Origin of the sequence: Mycobacterium sp. 2YAF39 (assembly GCF_052114565.1) — a bacterium.
Taxonomy (GTDB): Bacteria; Actinomycetota; Actinomycetes; order Mycobacteriales; family Mycobacteriaceae; genus Mycobacterium.
On sequence record NZ_JBFREZ010000002.1, the window covers coordinates 78,916 to 94,544 of the forward strand.

Consider the following 15,629-nt stretch of genomic DNA (forward strand, 5'->3'; position numbering starts at 1 on the left):
TCACACCTCCACTGGAAGGTTGTTCCAGCCCCACTGGAAACTCGACGGCGGGCGCGCAGCGCCCTCGCTGAGTATCCGCCACTCCGGCACCCGCTTCAGCCATTCCGTCACCATGACGGTGATTTCGAGGCGGGCCAGGTGGACACCGAGACAGAAGTGCTGTCCGCGCCCGAACGCCAGCAGCCGTTCGATGCGTCGGTCCCAGACGAACTCGTCGGGTTCCCGATACTCGCGTTCGTCGCGGTTCGCCGATGCAAGCAGCGTGATGACCCGTTGGCCCGGATTCATCGTCGTGTCATGGATGGTGAACGGCTTGCGCAAGGTGCGTGCAAACCACTGCGCGGGCGCGCAGAAGCGGATCATCTCTTCGCGCGCGACGGGAATGTTGGCGTCGAGATCCGAACGCACGGCTGCCATCTGGTCTGGACGAAGGCCCAGCTCCCAGAGTCCGTGCGCGACGATCTTCGGCACGGTTTCCGTGCCACCGATGAAGACACCGAGCATCTGTACGGCGGCTTCCATATCGGATAGCGCCGAACCGTCGGGTAAGCGGTACCCGATCAGGTTGTCTGCGATCGGCAGCGCGGCGCCGTCACCGGAACGCCTGCGCTCGATGATCGGCACCAGGTACTCGAGATAGCCGGGTCGGGCGTTGGCCACCTCTACGCCGCTGCCGGGCTGGGCAAGGCTCCCGGCGTTGACGGTCGCCAACACGTCGGGCGCCAGATCAGCTGGGAGCCCGACCAATTCGCAGACCACGGAGGCGGCGACGAATCCGCCGTAATCCTGGGTCAGGTCGAACGTGCCTCGCGGCAGCAGTTCGTCCAGCCGCTCGTTGGCCAGGGCGCGGATCCGGTCCGCCCATGTCGCCGCGGATTTCGGCCGGAACTGACTGGAGGTGCACCGCCGCACGGAGTCGTAGATCGGGGCGTCGAAGTTCGCGTGGAACGGAAGCGGATGCAGCGGCGGATCGGCCACCGGCCCGTCGTTTCGCATCGCCAGAACCGTTGCCGCGGGCAGGGTTCCCTCAGATGCGACGAAGGTTCCGTCGTTGATTCCCAGCACCTGCCAGATGTCGTCGAACCGCGACAACGCGAAGGTGTCCCACCTGTCGATGTAGTACACCGGATGTTCGTCACGCAGCACCCGGTAGTACGACGGCGGATCGGCCATCACTTCGGGAGCGAATGGATCGTAGGAGAAGTTCTTCGTCATCTGCGTCGCTTGGGGGCTCATTGCAGCGGAGACGGGGGTAGTGCGGCCAGGATCGAATCCTCCCATCCGTCGCGCAGCGCGGGCGCGACGCTCATCCAGGTGACGATCTCGGGCGGCGGGCTGTCCTTCCACGACGGATAGTGGTTATCGAAGCAGTCCCAGTCACCGTCCAACGCCCAATAATGGATCACTTCGTTGAAGCGGAAGGTCGTGATGAACGATCCGAGCCACCGCTTTCCGGTGCTCTCCGACCACGGCACGTAGAGGCGTTCGAGCTCTCGGATGTAGTCGTCCTGACGGCCCGGCTTGGTCTGCATGATCTCCTGAATCACCAGACCCGCCCCGAAACCGGCCTCCTTCAACTGGGCCAGTGTCCTGTTGAACTTTCCTGCGTACATGATCCGGCCCTCACCCGAAGCCCGGATCTCGGCCAGGAACGTCGACCATGTCGCCGCCGCCTCCGCGTGGCTGCCGCCAGGCGCCTGCGCCCTGCCGATACGCGCGTAGTCCGAGAATGCGTCGATCTCCCAGATGATCGTCACCTGCGGCCAGTGCCCGTTGTACGGGGTGGTCTCCCACATCGCGAACAGTCGCGCGCCGAGGGCCTCCATCATCGGGTGATAGACATCGCCGAACACCTTGGTGAATTGCTCGCTTCGGCCTTCACCCAGCGCAATCGTCTCGTGAAGATAAAGAAGCGTGTGGCCGTAGAACGTCTTCACAACCCGCACCCAGTTGACAGTCGCACCCTGGGAGCGTGACACTTGTGCCGTGATTTGTAAAGGTGCCGACACGCTGACGACACTGACCGACGGTTTCTGCTTCGGCGAGGGCCCACGGTGGTTCGAGGGACTGCTCTGGTTCTCCGACATGCTCGGCGAGGCGGTGCACACGGTCAACCTGCAGAGCGACGTGACCACGCTGCCGCTGCCCGGACACCACCCGTCCGGACTCGGCTTCCGGCCGGACGGGACACTGCTGATCGCCTCCTCGGTGAAGCGTCAGCTGCTGCGATATGACGGGTACACCGTCGAAACCGTCGCCGAACTGTCCGATCTCGCGCCCGCCGACCTCGGCGACGTCGTCGTCGACGACGCAGGCCGCGCATACGTCGGATCGCAGGCACGCGAGGGCGGCGTCATCGCGTGCGTTGACGTCGACAACTCGGTCGAGATCATCGCCGAGAATCTCGATTTTCCCAACGGAATGGTGATTACGCCGGACCGCGCCACGCTGATCGTGTCGGAGTCGACCGGGAGGCGGCTGACCGCCTTCACCATCGGCGCCGATGGATCACTATGCGACAGAAGGATATTCGCCGACGGGCTGGACGGACCTCCGGACGGCATCTGCCTCGACGCCGAAGGCGGCGTATGGGTGGCGATGACCCTGGCCCATGCATTCGAGCGCATCGTCGAGGGTGGCGTCATCACCGACCGGATCGACATGGGCGACCGCGCCGCGATCGCCTGCACGCTTGGCGGCCCGGAGCGGCGCACCCTCTTCCTGCTGTCCAGTACCGACGCCTATCCACAGCGGCTGATCGGCACGAAGCAGTCCCGCCTCGACGCGATGACTGTGGACATCCCGGGAGCCGGGCTGCCGTGAGCGATTCCTACTACGAGTTGGTCGACGGCGACGACCCGCTCGGCGAGAGGTTCGCGGCGACGGATCTGGTGCGCAGCACATGGTCGGCCGACATACAACACGGAGCCCCACCCTCGGCGCTGCTGGTGCGCGCGCTCGAGAGATGCGAAGCCCGCGACGACACGCGATTGAGCCGCGTGATGATCGACCTGCTGGGCGCGGTTCCCGCCGAGGGCGATCTGTGGGTGCGGTCGCGAATCGAGCGCTCCGGCAAGCAGATCGAGTTGGTCGGCGCCGAACTGCTGGCCCCCGGACGTGACGGTGAGCCACGGGCGGTAGCGCGTGCGAGCGGATGGCGGCTGAAGACCATCGACACTTCCGAGGTCGTGCGGACATCGGCGCCGCCGCTGCAGCCGCTTGCCGAAGCGCGCAGCCGCGACATGAAGAAAGACTGGGATCGCAACTACGTGCACAGCCTGGATTGGCGGTGGTTGACCGAGCCGATGAGCGACGGACCCGGCGAGTCCTGGATCCGCCCAGAGGTCGACCTCGTCAAGGGCGAGTCCATGACCGCGCTCGAGCGGCTGTTCGCCGTCGCCGACGACGCCAACGGCATCGGCACCAAGCTCGACATCAGGCGGTGGACGTTCATGAACACCGACCTGGTCGTGCACGTGCACCGGATCCCCGACGGCGAGTGGATCGGTATCCGGGCCGAAACCAACTACGGCCCCGACGGAATCGGCACGACGATCGGGACGCTGTTCGACGAAACCGGCGCAGTCGGCGCAATTCAGGAGTCGGTGCTGGTCCGGCCGATGCCCGGCCGCTGAGCCTTCAGCGCACGCACGAGCCGGTCGCGACCGGCTCCGTTGAACCCGTTGCGACGGCGTGCGGGTAGACCTCGTTCGTGGTGAGGACGAAGCCGTTCTCCGGGTCGTGCATCGCCGCCCCGAAACTCATGCCCAGCACCCGTCCGTGCCTGTCGATCAGCGGCCCACCGGAATCGCCGCGCACCATCTTGCCTCTGATCGAGTAGACCTCGCGGTAGACGGTCTTCGTGTCATAGATGTCTGGACCGTTGAGTGCGATGACCTCACGAACCCTCGCCGGGTAGGCGGCGAACGGTCCCCCGCCGGGATATCCCAGCACCACGGCGTCGGCGCCCCGCCACGCGATATCGCGGGCGAAGTCCAGAGGCGGCGCCTGTAGATCGGGCACCTCAAGGACGGCGATGTCTTCGTTCGGCTCGTAGGCCACGACGGAGGCAACGAGGTCCTGACCGTCGACCGATACGGCGACGCTGTCCGAACCCGCCACCACGTGGGCATTGGTCATCACGCGGCCCTTCGAGACGACGAACCCGCTGCCCGTCGTGACCGTCAGGCAGGAATAGGCGGTGCTCGTCACCTTGACGACGCTGTGCGCTGCGTGGACGACCGCCGCGTCGCTCGCAAGCGCCGCATCCGGTGGTTCGACCAATGGGACGACCTGCTCGGTCAACTCGGTGGCGGCGTGGACCGCCTCCGGGACTTGGCCCCGTCCGGCCAACGCACCCAGCCCCAGCGTGACCGCGAGAAGCGCGAACGCGAGCTGAATCCACCTCATGGCGAAACGATAGACGCCAACGCGCCGTGCGGCAGCCCGTTGCTCAGTCGGCGAGTCGCAACGCCGAGACAGGACACTGGGTGACGGCCTGCTGCATCCGATCGCGGTCGGATTCGGGCCGCTCGTTGTCGTGGATCACGACGACGCCGTCATCGGCCACCTCGAACACCTCGTCGGCGATCGATTCGCAGATCCCGTGGCCCGTGCACCTGTCCAGATCGACTTCCACCTTCATGATCACTCCTATCGAACAAAGGCAGGCAGGCGTTTGACGCCGTGGACGAAGTTGCTGTACAGCAGGTCGGGCTCGCCGAATTCAACGCTGGTCAAGCGAGTCAGCAATTCCCGGAACAGGTTTCGCAGCTCGGCCTTGGCCAGCTGGTTGCCGAGGCAGAAGTGCGGGCCGCCGCCACCGAAGCCGAGGTGCGGATTGGGTGACCGCGACAGATCGAACACGCCCGGATCGGCGAAGGCCGCTTCGTCCCTGTTGGCCGAGCAGTAGAACAGGCCCACCTTGTCGCCCGCCCGCACAGGCGCTCCGTTGATCTCGGTGTCCTCGGTGGCGAATCGGGCGAACTGCAGCACCGGCGAGGACCACCGGACGAATTCCTCGACAGCCGGCCCGATCCGGTTCTCGAAGTCCTCCATCAGCCACTCCCGCTGCGCGGGATTCTCGACCAGGGCGAGCATCGCGTGCGTGGTGGACTGTTTGGTGGTGTCGTTTCCCGCGGACGCCAACAAGATCAGGAAAGCACCGATCTCCTCATCGGTGAGCCGGTGTCCGTCGACCTCCGCATTGACGATTCCGGTCATCAGGTCATCGCCCGGATTCTTCCGGCGGAACCGGGCGAGCTCCACGCCGGTGTTGGACAGCAGCGTGATCTGGGCGACGGGGTCGTCGGCCCGCTCTTCGGGTGTGGCGTACTCGTCATCGCTCATGCCGAACAGCTTTTCGGCCGCGTACGCCACCGCCGGCTGGTCGGCGGTCGGCACGCCGAGCATGTCCATGATCGTCAGCATCGGCAGTCGCGCCGAGCAGGCGGCCACGAAATCAACGTCGCCGGCCCCGACGAGATCGTCGACGATCGCGATGGCGTTGGTGTGGATCTGCTCCTCGATCTGACGCACGTTGCGCGGCGTGAACGCGGAACTGATCAGCCGCCGGTACACGGTGTGCTGCGGTGGATCCATGCTCAGGAAGAACGACGCGAACCGCTGGATCTCAGCAGGCATCGGGTTCAGCGCCACCCCCTGGGCCGAGGTGAACAGCTCGGGATGCTGGCTGACGAACGCGATATCGGCGCGACGTGTCAACGCCCAGAACCCCGGTTCCTCCATCGGGAATAGCGAGTCGAAAGGGCGGTGCCATGTGAGGCCGTCACCGGCCCGCAGCTGGGCGAATACCTCGTCGCGCGCGTCGAAGGGCCGGCTCCAGAAGTCACGGGACGTGATGTCGAACCGACTGTGCTCACGTACCGGCATGGGTGGGGCTGTCACGGATTTAGCGTGACACTTCGTCAAAAATTTGTAAAGCTATGGCGGTGGACGAACCAGTGGTCGAGGACGACAGCTCGACCCGTCAGCGAATCCTCGCCGCCACAGCGGAGGTTCTCGGCCGCAACGGTATGACCAAGCTCAGCCTTTCGGAGGTCGCCACGCAGGCCGGGGTGTCGCGCCCCACGCTCTATCGGTGGTTCGCCTCCAAGCGGGACCTGCTCGAAGCATTCGTGGTGTGGGAGCGGCAGTTCTACGAACGTGCCGTGGCCGAGGCGACCGCCGACCTTCCCGCGTGCGAAAAGCTCGACGCGGCCCTCCGGGTGATCGTCGACTACCAGCAGTCCTATCCCGGGCTGCGCATGATCGACATCGAACCGGCGCAGGTCATCAAGCGGCTGTCGCGCGTCATTCCGCTGATGCGGCAACGGCTCGAGCGGCTGGCGCAGGGGCCCGATCCCGGCCTGGCGGTGTCAACGGCTGTGCGCGTGGCGATTTCGCACTATCTGGTACGCAGCGACGACGACGGCGACTTCCTGGATCAGCTTCGGCACGCCGCCCGTATCAAGCACTTCGCCCCCGAGACCGAGCAGTGAGCATTCCGTCCATGGTGGACGACCTGACGCCCGGCTGGTTCACCGACGTCCCTCCGCCGCAGTCCATTCCGCCCTACGTCGAACGATTCGTGCCCTGACGTCCTGCCAGTTCGGCGAGGATTTCGTCAGTGTGCTGGCCGAGCTGCGGTGCGGTCGAACGCGGCTCCCACGGAGTGCCGTGGAAGTCCGCTGGCGAGGCCACCATCGCGACACCGCCCTGTTCGTCGGGCACGTTCACGATGCCGCCCGCGGCGTGGAACTGCTCATCGCCGATGACGTCTTCGAGTGAGTTGATCGGCGACCAGAAGAAATCCGGTTCGCCCGCAAAGATTTTCGCCCACTCGTCAAGAGGCTTCGTCGCGAAGATCTCGTCGAGTTCGGCGATCAATTCCCGAGCGTTGATCGCGCGGTTGATCGGCGTATCGAAGCGCGCATCGGCCAACCAGTCGGGCCTGCCGACGGCGCGGCACAGCGGCGGCCAGTGGCGGCTCGCCTGCAGGCCGACAATCCAGAACCGTCGCCCGTCACCGGACGCATAGTTGTTCATGCAGGGATTACCCATCGACTCGCGTTGCCCGATCGCGATCGGATTGCCCGTCATCAGAAAGGTGTTCAGGTCGAAGCTGACCGTGTAAGCGCCCTGCCGGTACAGCGACGTGCTGACCATCTGCCCCTTGCCCGTCCGCCCGCGGGCGACAAGCGCCGCGCACACCGCGCCTGCCAGGGTCATACCCGCCGTGTGGTCGCCCATCCCGCCGCGCTGAAACGGCGGGGTGTCCCCCGGTCGCGTCAGCAGATGCGCCAGCCCCGATCGGGCCCAGAATGCGGCCACGTCGAACGCGGCGCGATCGGCGTCGGGACCGCGCTCGCCGAACCCGGTGATCAGGCCATAGATCAGCGCAGGGTTGTCCGACGCCACCGCTTCGAAGTCCAGACCCATCCGCGCAAGCGCCGACGGCCGCACGTTGGTCAGGAAAACATCGGCGTCGCTTAACAACTCACGGGTTGTCGATCGTCCGTCCTCGGTGGTCACGTCGAGCACGATGCTGCGCTTGCCACGATTGTCCATTTCGAACGGCGGACTTGATCCGTCCTCGATGCCCAGCATCCGGCCGAACATCCGCGCCGGATCGCCCGCCGGTGGCTCTATTTTGACGACGTCGGCGCCCCAGTCCGCGAGGATCCCACCTGCCGCCGGCCCCGCGACCCACACGCCGAGTTCGACGACTCTGACGCCTGCCAACGGTCCGGTCATCGGGAATCCTTCCGCACGAATTTTACAAATTCGGCCAGATTTGTAAACTACCGTGGTGAAACAAGTCGCGCCGATCGTCGGCCTCGCATCGCATCTCGGACGCGGTGTCCAACGTATCGTCACCGACGCCGCGATCGGCAGGGTTCGGTCGGTGCCCCGCACGGTCGAGGACCTCGACACGGCGTACCTGTCCCAGGTGATGGGCCGCACGGTGACGTCGGTGACACTGATCGGGGGCGACGCCGGAACGTCGTCCCGCGCCCGCCTCGCACTGACCGGCGCCGATGTGCCGGATTCGGTCTTCGTCAAGATGGCGGCCGCAACGGCCGCGACTCGACTGATGGGTGAGGTGGGCAGGCTCGCCGAGACCGAGACACGGTTCTACCGCGAATTGGCACCCCGACTCAGCGGGCTGCCGGAGTCCTATGGATCCGCCTTCGACCCGTTGACCGGCCGCTTCGTCCTGATACTCGAAGATCTCGCGGTCCACGACTGCGAGTTTCCCGACACACTCAATCCACTCAGCCCCGACAGGGCCCCCCTGATCGTCGAACTCCTGGCTCGGCTACACGGGACGTTCTGGGGCCGAATCCCCGACTGGCTCCTGTCCGCCTCTGCGGACAGCTCTTCGCTGCTGACAGGTCCCCTGCTCAAGACGTCGGCACGCCGGATCGCCGAGCGCACCGACATCGCCGTCGAGAGCGGCCGTTTCGTCGACGAGAACTACCGCGCCGTAGCGCGCTTGATAGATACGCCGCCGCACACCGTCATGCACGGCGATGCCCACCCCGGAAACGTCTACTTCCGCGATGGCGCGGCCGGCCTCCTGGACTGGCAGGCGATGCGACGCGGACATCCGAGCCGTGAACTTGCCTACACCCTGATCACGAGCATGACGGCGGCCGACCGGCAGGCCGGCCAGCGCGACATCCTGGACGGTTACCGCCGCGCGCTGGCCGCCGCAGGTGGCCCGGACCTGGATCGCGACGAATTGTGGAAGCGCTACCGGCAAAGCGCGATGTACGCCTACGTCGCCGCCCTGATCACCGCCGGGATGGGTGGCATGCAGGAAGAAGGGATCGCGTTGAAGGGTCTGCGGCGTGCGGTCACGGCGCTGGAAGACCTCGACACGGTCGCGGTCCTCAAGAAGTCGCTATGACCGACGAACTAGGATCAGAGAACCCCAACGATTGAGGCCCAGCAAGTGAACGAACCGCTGCGCGATGTATCCGGAGCCGTCGAGGACACCTCGACCAGACACCGCATCCTCGTTGCGACCGCCGAAGTGCTCGCCCGCAGCGGACAGACCAAGCTCAGCCTCTCGGAGGTCGCACTGCAGGCGGGGGTCTCCCGGCCCACGCTCTATCGCTGGTTCGCCTCCAAACAGGAACTGCTCGATGCGTTCGGGATCTACGAGCGCGAGATGTTCGACAACGGGATAAGCCAGGCGACGGCCGGGCTACGCGGTACCGAGAAACTCGACGCCGCATTGCGATTCATCGTCGAATACCAGCACTCGTACTCCGGCGTGCGCCTCATCGACATCGAACCCGAGGTCGTAATCGGCCAGCTGGGAAAAATCCTGCCGATCATGCGCGCGCGCCTCGAGAAGTTGTTGACCGGTCCCAACGGAGGCGTCAAGGCGGCCACCGCAATTCGCGTCGCGATCTCGCACTACATCGTGCGCAGCGACGACGACGACCAGTTCCTGGCGCAGCTCCGGCACGCGGCGGGTATCAAACAACCCGGCTGATCTTTTCGGATCCGCCGGGGTAGTGACACTTACGCAGAAGTTTGTAATGCTGAGCGCATGACCAGCGTGCAGGACGAAACGGGTGTATTGGCCGGCGAAGAGCGGATGCTCATCGACGGCGAGCTGCAGTTCACCGACAGCGGTGCGAAATTCGACGTGATTCATCCCGCCAGCGAGGAGGTCGCCGGCCAGGCGACCGACGGGACCGTCGCCGACATGGAACGCGCGGTGGGAGCGGCCCGGCGGGCATTCGACGCCGGCGAGTGGTCTCGTGATCTGGACTTCCGCTACCACTGCCTGACCCAGTTGCACGAGGCATTCGAACGCAACAAAGAGCACTTGCGACGAGTGCTGATCACCGAGGTCGGCTGTCCGGTGAAGGTGACCGGTTCTCAGATCGAGAGTCCGATCGAGGAGGTCAAGCACTGGGCCGAACACGGCAAGAACTTCGAGTATCTGGCCGACAACGGCGTCCACGACACGCCGCTGGGGCCCGCGCGCCGCAAGATCCATTACGAACCCGTCGGGGTGGTCGGGGCCATCACCCCGTGGAACGTTCCGTTCTATCTCAACGTCGCCGAGACGGTGCCCGCTCTGATGGCCGGTAACACAGTGGTCCTCAAGCCCGCACAGCTGACTCCGTGGGCCGGCAGTGAGTACGGCCGCATCGTGGCCGAGGAGACTGACATTCCCGCAGGGGTGTTCAACGTCGTCGTCTCCAACGCCAACGAGGTCGGCGCCGCGCTGTCGAGCGACCCGCGGGTCGACATGATCACGTTCACCGGATCGACGGCGACGGGACGCGCGATTCTGGCCGCGGGTGCACTGACTGTCAAAAAGACACTGTTGGAACTCGGCGGAAAGTCCGCCCATATCGTGCTCGACGACGCCGACTTCAATATGGCGTTGCCGATGGCGGCGTTGATGGCCTGTGTGATGTCCGGGCAGAGCTGCATACTGCCGAGCCGTGTCTTGTTGCCGCGCAGTCGTTATGACGAAGGCATCGAGATCATGAAGACCATGATGGAGAACTTCCCGGTCGGCGACCCGTGGGATCCGAACAATATGCAGGGCCCGCAGATCAGCGAGACCCAACGGCAGAAGGTGCTCGGTCTGGTCAAGAGCGGCATCGACTCGGGCGCGCGACTGGTCACCGGCGGCGGCATCCCCGAGAATCTGCCGACGGGCTACTACGTGCAGCCGACACTGCTCGCTGACGTCGACCCGAATTCGCAAGTGGCACAGGAAGAGATCTTCGGGCCAGTGCTGTCGGTCATTCCTTACGAAGGCGACGACGAGGCGATCGCCATCGCCAACAACTCGATCTACGGCCTCTCCGGTGAGGTGTCCGGCGGCGACGTTGACCGCGCACTGGAGGTGGCCAAGCGGATGCGGACGGGCAACGTCACCATCAACGGCAAGAGCCATTTCGGTATCGGCAGTCCCTTCGGCGGCACCAAGCAGAGCGGGCTGGGCTACCGCAACGGCGAAGAGGGCTATAAGGAGTACCTCGAGGCGAAGACCATCGGCATGCCTGAATGAGCGACGAGGCCGAAATCGCCCGGCTGCTTTACCGATACGCCCGCGCCGTCGACACCAAGGACTGGGAGCTGTACCGGTCGCTGTTTACCGACGACGCGCATATCGACTACTCGTCGGCGGGTGCTGTCGTGGGCGGTCGCGATGAGGTCGTCGACTGGTTCGCGGCGAATTTCGGCGTCATCGCGTGGAGCATGCACTACATCACCAACATCGAAAGCGATATCACCGGCGACGCCGCGACGGTGCGGGCGATGTTCTACAACCCGATGCAGCTGCCCGGCATGTCAGAACAGAGCTATTGCGGCGGCTACTACCACCACGAGCTGGTGCGCACGCAGGACGGCTGGCGCAGCCGCAACCTGCGCGAGGAGAACGTCTGGTTCACCAACGCCCCGACAAGCGCGCCATGAGCAGAGGGCGGTGGATCGTCGCCGTGGCGCTGCTCGCGCTCACCGCCGCCTCGGGATGCAGCCGCGACGCGTCGGAGCACGAATACGCGGTGTACGCGGAGTATTCGCTCACGAACAAGCCGATGGTCGCCGGGTGGAACACCAGGGTGTTCAACAAGCGGGAGGTCGAGGAGGGTGACCACATCAGCCTCGACGACAAGACCGGCGTCGTCACTCTGAAGAGTGGCGACTACCACGTCACCGCGATGTCGCTCGTCAACTACTACGACACGGCCAATCCCGTCATCATCCCGACGTCCCCGACGCCGCCCGCCGGTTACGCGCGGCTGCGCTATCTCGAGGATGCGCTCCCGCCCGACACCGTCCCCACGATCGAGGTCATCGACGCCAGCAACGCCAAGGCGCTTTCGGTCGGCACGGGCAGCGACGCCAATGCGCTTCCGAGTTTCATGGAGACGTACGTGCACGTCGACGACGAGGCCAAGCTGGTCGTCGAGCATCAGGTCGGCGACGAGGTCGACGGGTTGTTCCTGCAGTCCAACGCCAACGGCTCCATCTGGCACATCAACGCGCGGATCTCGATCCAGCGGCTCTGACGGCTACTCAGCCCTCGGCCGCCAATTGACCACAAGCGGCGGCGATTTCACGGCCACGGGTGTCGCGAACGGTGCATGACACTCCACGCTCGCGGACCCGCTTGACGAACTCCCGTTCCGCCGGTTTGGGGCTTGCGTCCCACTCACTGCCGGGAGTCGGGTTCAACGGGATGACGTTGACGTGGACCAGTGGACCCAGTGCGCCGTGCAGCCGCTTGCCCAGCAGATCGGCGCGCCAGGGCTGATCGTTGACGTCGCGGATGAGTGCATACTCGATCGACACCCGTCGTCCGGTCGTATCCGCGTAATACCTTGCCGCATCGAGTGTTTCGGAGACCTTCCAGCGGCTGTTCACGGGCACCAGGGTGTCGCGGAGTTCATCGTCGGGTGCATGCAGCGAGAGCGCCAGCGTCACGCCGAGGCGTTCGTCGGCCAGCTTGCGGATCGCGGGGGCAAGCCCGACCGTCGACACGGTGACCGAACGCGCGGAGATGCCGAATCCGTGAGGTGGCGGCGCCGTGATGCGGCGCACCGCCGCGAGCACGCGGTTGTAATTGGCCAGCGGCTCACCCATACCCATGAACACGATGTTGGACAGCCGGCCGCCGCGAGCTGGCGGCGCGATCCCGTCACCGTCGCGGTCGCGCAACTCGACGGCCGCCGCGCGTACCTGCTCGAGAATCTCGGCGGTCGACAGGTTGCGCTGCAACCCGCCCTGGCCCGTCGCGCAGAACGGGCAAGCCATTCCACAGCCGGCCTGCGACGAGATGCACACGGTGTTGCGCTGCGGATAGCGCATCAGCACCGACTCGAACGTCGAGCCGTCGACCGCGCGCCACAGCATCTTGCGGGTCTCCCCCGAGTCGCATTCGATCTCACGCACCGCGTCGAGCAGCTTCGGGAACAGTGCATCCGCGATCTGATCGCGAATCCCCGCTGGCAGATCGGTCATCTGATGCGGATCGGCGATCAGCCGGCCGTAGTACTGATTGGCCAGCTGTTTACCCCGGAATGCGGGCAAACCCAGCTCCGCGACGGCGGCGGTGCGGGCGTCTTCGTCGAGGTCGGCAAGGTGACGCGGCGGCTTCGCGCGTCGCGGCGGATCGAAAACGAGAGGCAGGGAGGTGGCCATGAGCTGTTGTCAGTATCTCATTGGCGACCGCCCGAAATTAATTCGCGAACTTCGGCGTTGCCCGCAACTATGGTTCATATGCCTGCCAGGACCATGCCGCTAGGAGCCGCGTCAGCGCTGACGTTCTTCTATGCGCTTGGCTATCCCGTTGGCGCGCTTGCTGTTTCGGTGATGTCGCCGATGGCTGTGCTGGTGTTCCGGTTCGGTCTCGCCGCCGTCATCCTGGCGGTGTGGGCCAAACTGACCCGGGTGACCTGGCCCACAGGCCGCACGCTGGTGCATGTGTTGATCAGCGGACTACTCGCCCAGGGCCTGCTGTTCACCTGCCTCTATGTGGCGCTGATGCACGGTGCCCCAGCGGTACTGGGCGCGGTGATCATCTCCATGAATCCCGTCGTCACGGCGGTGCTGGCCGCGGTGTTCCTCGGCGAGTCGCTCACCTTGGTTCGGATCGGAGCGCTGGCGCTGGGGGTGGTCGCGGTTCTCGCGGCCTGCGCGGGCCGGCTGATCTCCGTCGGCGGCGTCGACCCCGCGGTCCTGCTGATCCTCGTGTCGTTGTTCAGCGTGGCGGCCGGCGGCGTCTACCAGCAGAAGTTCTGCTCCGGCGTGGACTTCCGGGCAACGGCGGCACTGCAGAACGCCGCGTGCATCGTGCCGGTCGTCGCGCTGGCCGCGGTGATGCCGTGGACGGTGACCGATCCATGGAAGGCGGCGGGCGCCGTCGCGGCGGTGGTGCTGCTGAACGCGGTGCTGTCCATGACGTTGTACGTGCGCGGGGTCAACGACTACGGCGCGGCCGCGGTCGCGATGCTGTTCGCGGTGATCCCCGCGGTGGCAGGTCTGATGTCGTGGCTGATGCTGGGCCAGCGCCCCGATATCGGGGTCGCGGTGGGCCTCGTCGTCGGCGCCGCCGCCTGTTGGCTCAACTCCAAAGGAACGCGCCGGCAGGCTGAGCCCGCCGCGGAGCAGGCCGCTGTTACGCGAGCAGCGTGAGGACGATCCAGCCGGCGACCGCCGAGGGCAGCATCGCGTCGATCCTGTCCATCACTCCCCCGTGACCGGGCAACAGCTTGCCCATGTCCTTGATCCCGAGGTCGCGCTTGATCTGCGACTCGACCAGGTCACCGAGCACGCCCGTGATGACCAGAAGCAGGCCCAGCGGAACTCCGACCCACCACGGCTTGTCGAGCAGGAAGATCACTGCGATCACGGAGGCGGAGACGCCGAACAGCAGTGAGCCGCCCAGCCCTTCCCACGACTTCTTCGGGCTGATCGCGGGCGCCATCAGATGCTTGCCGAACAACACCCCGGCCACGTAGCCGCCGATGTCGGCGAACACGACGGTCACGATCACGATGAACGTCCGGAATCCGCCGTGGTCCTGGAAGATCAGCAGCGCACTGAAACTGGCGAACAGCGGAACCCACGTCGCCAACAGAACCGTGGCCGAGATGTCGCGCAGATAGTTCAACGGCTGCTCGCCGAGCCCCTGCCGGAGCAGGCGCCAGACCATGCATACGACGATCGTTCCGGCGTAGGCGCCCAGCGTGCCCGCGACGCCGTAGGGCCAGCTCAGCCAGATCATGGCCTGCCCGCCGACCAGGAGGGGAATCACCGGCAGCGCGTACCCGGCTTCCCCGAGCCGGCGAATGACCTCGTACATCGCGATCGGGATCGCCACGGCGAGCACCGGCAGCCACCCGACGGGTGCGAACAACAGGACGCCGATCGCGATCGCGCCGAGCACGACACCGACCCCGATGGCGGCGGGCAGGTCACGGCCGGCCCGGGACTTCTTCTTCGGTGGCCCTTCGACCGGCGTATCTGCCACGGGAGTCTTGTGCTGATCGGTCACTAGACCTCCAGCAGCTCGCCTTCTTTGTGCTTGACCAGCTCGTCGATCTGGTTCGTGTACGTGTGGGTGATCTTGTCGAGGTCCTTCTCGCCCCTGCTCACCTCGTCCTCGCCCGCCTCGCCGTCCTTCTTGATGCGGTGGAGCTCCTCCATCGCCTTGCGACGGATGTTGCGCACCGACACCCGGGCGTCCTCGCCCTTGGACTTCGCCTGCTTGACCAGGTCGCGGCGGCGCTCCTCGGTCAGCTGCGGGATGGACACCCGGATGACGTTCCCGTCGTTCGTCGGGTTCACGCCCAGATCCGAGTTGCGGATCGCATCTTCGATGTTGCGCAGCTGATTGGCCTCATAGGGCTTGATGACGACGAGGCGCGGCTCGGGGACGTTGATGCTGGACAACTGCGTGATCGGCGTCTGCGAGCCGTAATAGTCCATGTTGACGCGCGCGAACATGCCGGGATTAGCGCGTCCGGTTCGGATCGACGACAGGTCGTCGCGCGCCACCGACACCGCCTTCTCCATCTTCTCTTCGGCATCGAAGAGGCTTTCCTCGATCACGTTGTTCTCCTCATGACGTGCTCCTTCTC

General features: G+C 65.5%; 18 protein-coding genes. 9 read left to right on the plus strand and 9 right to left on the minus strand.

Going from position 1 to position 15,629, the window contains the following annotated elements; translation table 11 throughout:
- Positions 1-1,215: a cytochrome P450 gene (locus AB4Z42_RS05845; RefSeq protein ID WP_442008207.1), complete on the minus strand. Its 1,215-nt coding sequence runs from the start codon at positions 1,213-1,215 to the stop codon at positions 1-3.
- A gap of 17 nt (positions 1,216-1,232) precedes the next feature.
- A complete protein-coding gene (locus AB4Z42_RS05850; RefSeq protein WP_442008840.1) occupies positions 1,233-1,937 on the minus strand; it encodes an NIPSNAP family protein in 705 nt (234 codons plus the stop codon).
- 49 nt (positions 1,938-1,986) lie between these two features.
- On the opposite strand from AB4Z42_RS05850, the gene AB4Z42_RS05855 reads away from it, so the two are divergent.
- Together AB4Z42_RS05855 and AB4Z42_RS05860 are read left to right on the plus strand one after the other, a co-directional pair.
- Positions 1,987-2,823, plus strand: coding sequence for an SMP-30/gluconolactonase/LRE family protein (locus AB4Z42_RS05855; RefSeq protein ID WP_442008208.1), 837 nt, complete (start codon positions 1,987-1,989; stop codon positions 2,821-2,823).
- Positions 2,820-3,635, plus strand: coding sequence for a thioesterase family protein (locus tag AB4Z42_RS05860; protein ID WP_442008209.1), 816 nt, complete (start codon positions 2,820-2,822; stop codon positions 3,633-3,635). Before AB4Z42_RS05855 ends, AB4Z42_RS05860 begins: the two co-directional genes overlap by 4 nt.
- 4 nt (positions 3,636-3,639) lie before the next feature.
- Here AB4Z42_RS05860 and AB4Z42_RS05865 read toward each other — a convergent pair whose 3' ends face one another.
- The 3 genes from AB4Z42_RS05865 to AB4Z42_RS05875 are packed head-to-tail and all read right to left on the minus strand — an operon-like array spanning position 3,640 to position 5,892.
- Positions 3,640-4,410 (minus strand): MarP family serine protease, encoded by a 771-nt coding sequence (locus tag AB4Z42_RS05865; protein WP_442008210.1) that lies wholly within the window; start codon positions 4,408-4,410, stop codon positions 3,640-3,642.
- Between the two features lie 43 nt (positions 4,411-4,453).
- Positions 4,454-4,645, minus strand: a complete 192-nt coding sequence (locus tag AB4Z42_RS05870) for a ferredoxin (protein WP_442008211.1) — start codon at positions 4,643-4,645, stop codon at positions 4,454-4,456.
- An 8-nt stretch (positions 4,646-4,653) separates the two neighbouring features.
- Positions 4,654-5,892 (minus strand): cytochrome P450, encoded by a 1,239-nt coding sequence (locus tag AB4Z42_RS05875; protein WP_442008841.1) that lies wholly within the window; start codon positions 5,890-5,892, stop codon positions 4,654-4,656.
- Between the two features lie 53 nt (positions 5,893-5,945).
- Between AB4Z42_RS05875 and AB4Z42_RS05880 the strand changes: the two genes are divergently transcribed.
- Positions 5,946-6,500 carry a TetR/AcrR family transcriptional regulator gene (locus tag AB4Z42_RS05880; RefSeq protein ID WP_442008212.1) on the plus strand — a complete coding sequence of 185 codons (555 nt, stop codon included), beginning with the start codon at positions 5,946-5,948 and terminating at the stop codon, positions 6,498-6,500.
- A gap of 73 nt (positions 6,501-6,573) precedes the next feature.
- Here the strand turns inward: AB4Z42_RS05880 and AB4Z42_RS05885 are convergent, their stop codons facing one another.
- The gene (locus AB4Z42_RS05885; protein ID WP_442008213.1) at positions 6,574-7,755 is read right to left on the minus strand and encodes a CaiB/BaiF CoA transferase family protein; all 1,182 of its coding nucleotides are present in this window, start codon (positions 7,753-7,755) and stop codon (positions 6,574-6,576) included.
- Positions 7,756-7,810: 55 nt separating this feature from the next.
- On the opposite strand from AB4Z42_RS05885, the gene AB4Z42_RS05890 reads away from it, so the two are divergent.
- The 5 genes from AB4Z42_RS05890 to AB4Z42_RS05910 are packed head-to-tail and all read left to right on the plus strand — an operon-like array spanning position 7,811 to position 12,056.
- Entirely contained in the window at positions 7,811-8,914 is a 1,104-nt protein-coding gene (locus AB4Z42_RS05890; protein ID WP_442008214.1) for a phosphotransferase, read from the plus strand.
- A 45-nt stretch (positions 8,915-8,959) separates the two neighbouring features.
- Complete coding sequence (locus AB4Z42_RS05895) at positions 8,960-9,508, plus strand: TetR/AcrR family transcriptional regulator (protein ID WP_442008215.1); 549 nt, start codon at positions 8,960-8,962, stop codon at positions 9,506-9,508.
- 57 nt (positions 9,509-9,565) lie between these two features.
- Positions 9,566-11,050, plus strand: coding sequence for an aldehyde dehydrogenase family protein (locus AB4Z42_RS05900; RefSeq protein WP_442008216.1), 1,485 nt, complete (start codon positions 9,566-9,568; stop codon positions 11,048-11,050).
- Complete coding sequence (locus AB4Z42_RS05905) at positions 11,047-11,460, plus strand: nuclear transport factor 2 family protein (protein ID WP_442008217.1); 414 nt, start codon at positions 11,047-11,049, stop codon at positions 11,458-11,460. Before AB4Z42_RS05900 ends, AB4Z42_RS05905 begins: the two co-directional genes overlap by 4 nt.
- Complete coding sequence (locus tag AB4Z42_RS05910; RefSeq protein WP_442008218.1) at positions 11,457-12,056, plus strand: hypothetical protein; 600 nt, start codon at positions 11,457-11,459, stop codon at positions 12,054-12,056. Before AB4Z42_RS05905 ends, AB4Z42_RS05910 begins: the two co-directional genes overlap by 4 nt.
- A gap of 7 nt (positions 12,057-12,063) precedes the next feature.
- Here AB4Z42_RS05910 and rlmN read toward each other — a convergent pair whose 3' ends face one another.
- Positions 12,064-13,188: a 23S rRNA (adenine(2503)-C(2))-methyltransferase RlmN gene (gene rlmN, locus AB4Z42_RS05915; RefSeq protein ID WP_442008219.1), complete on the minus strand. Its 1,125-nt coding sequence runs from the start codon at positions 13,186-13,188 to the stop codon at positions 12,064-12,066.
- A 69-nt stretch (positions 13,189-13,257) separates the two neighbouring features.
- Here rlmN and AB4Z42_RS05920 point away from each other — a divergent pair, with 69 nt between their 5' ends.
- Positions 13,258-14,181 (plus strand): DMT family transporter, encoded by a 924-nt coding sequence (locus tag AB4Z42_RS05920; RefSeq protein ID WP_442008220.1) that lies wholly within the window; start codon positions 13,258-13,260, stop codon positions 14,179-14,181.
- On the opposite strand, the gene AB4Z42_RS05925 is transcribed toward AB4Z42_RS05920, so the two are convergent.
- Both AB4Z42_RS05925 and frr read right to left on the minus strand, forming a co-directional pair.
- Complete coding sequence (locus AB4Z42_RS05925; RefSeq protein WP_442008221.1) at positions 14,165-15,043, minus strand: phosphatidate cytidylyltransferase; 879 nt, start codon at positions 15,041-15,043, stop codon at positions 14,165-14,167. The two genes, AB4Z42_RS05920 and AB4Z42_RS05925, sit on opposite strands and share 17 nt — an antisense overlap.
- Positions 15,043-15,600, minus strand: coding sequence for a ribosome recycling factor (gene frr / locus AB4Z42_RS05930; protein ID WP_442008222.1), 558 nt, complete (start codon positions 15,598-15,600; stop codon positions 15,043-15,045). The genes AB4Z42_RS05925 and frr overlap by 1 nt, the downstream gene beginning before the upstream one ends.
- Between the last annotated feature and the right edge of the window lie 29 nt (positions 15,601-15,629).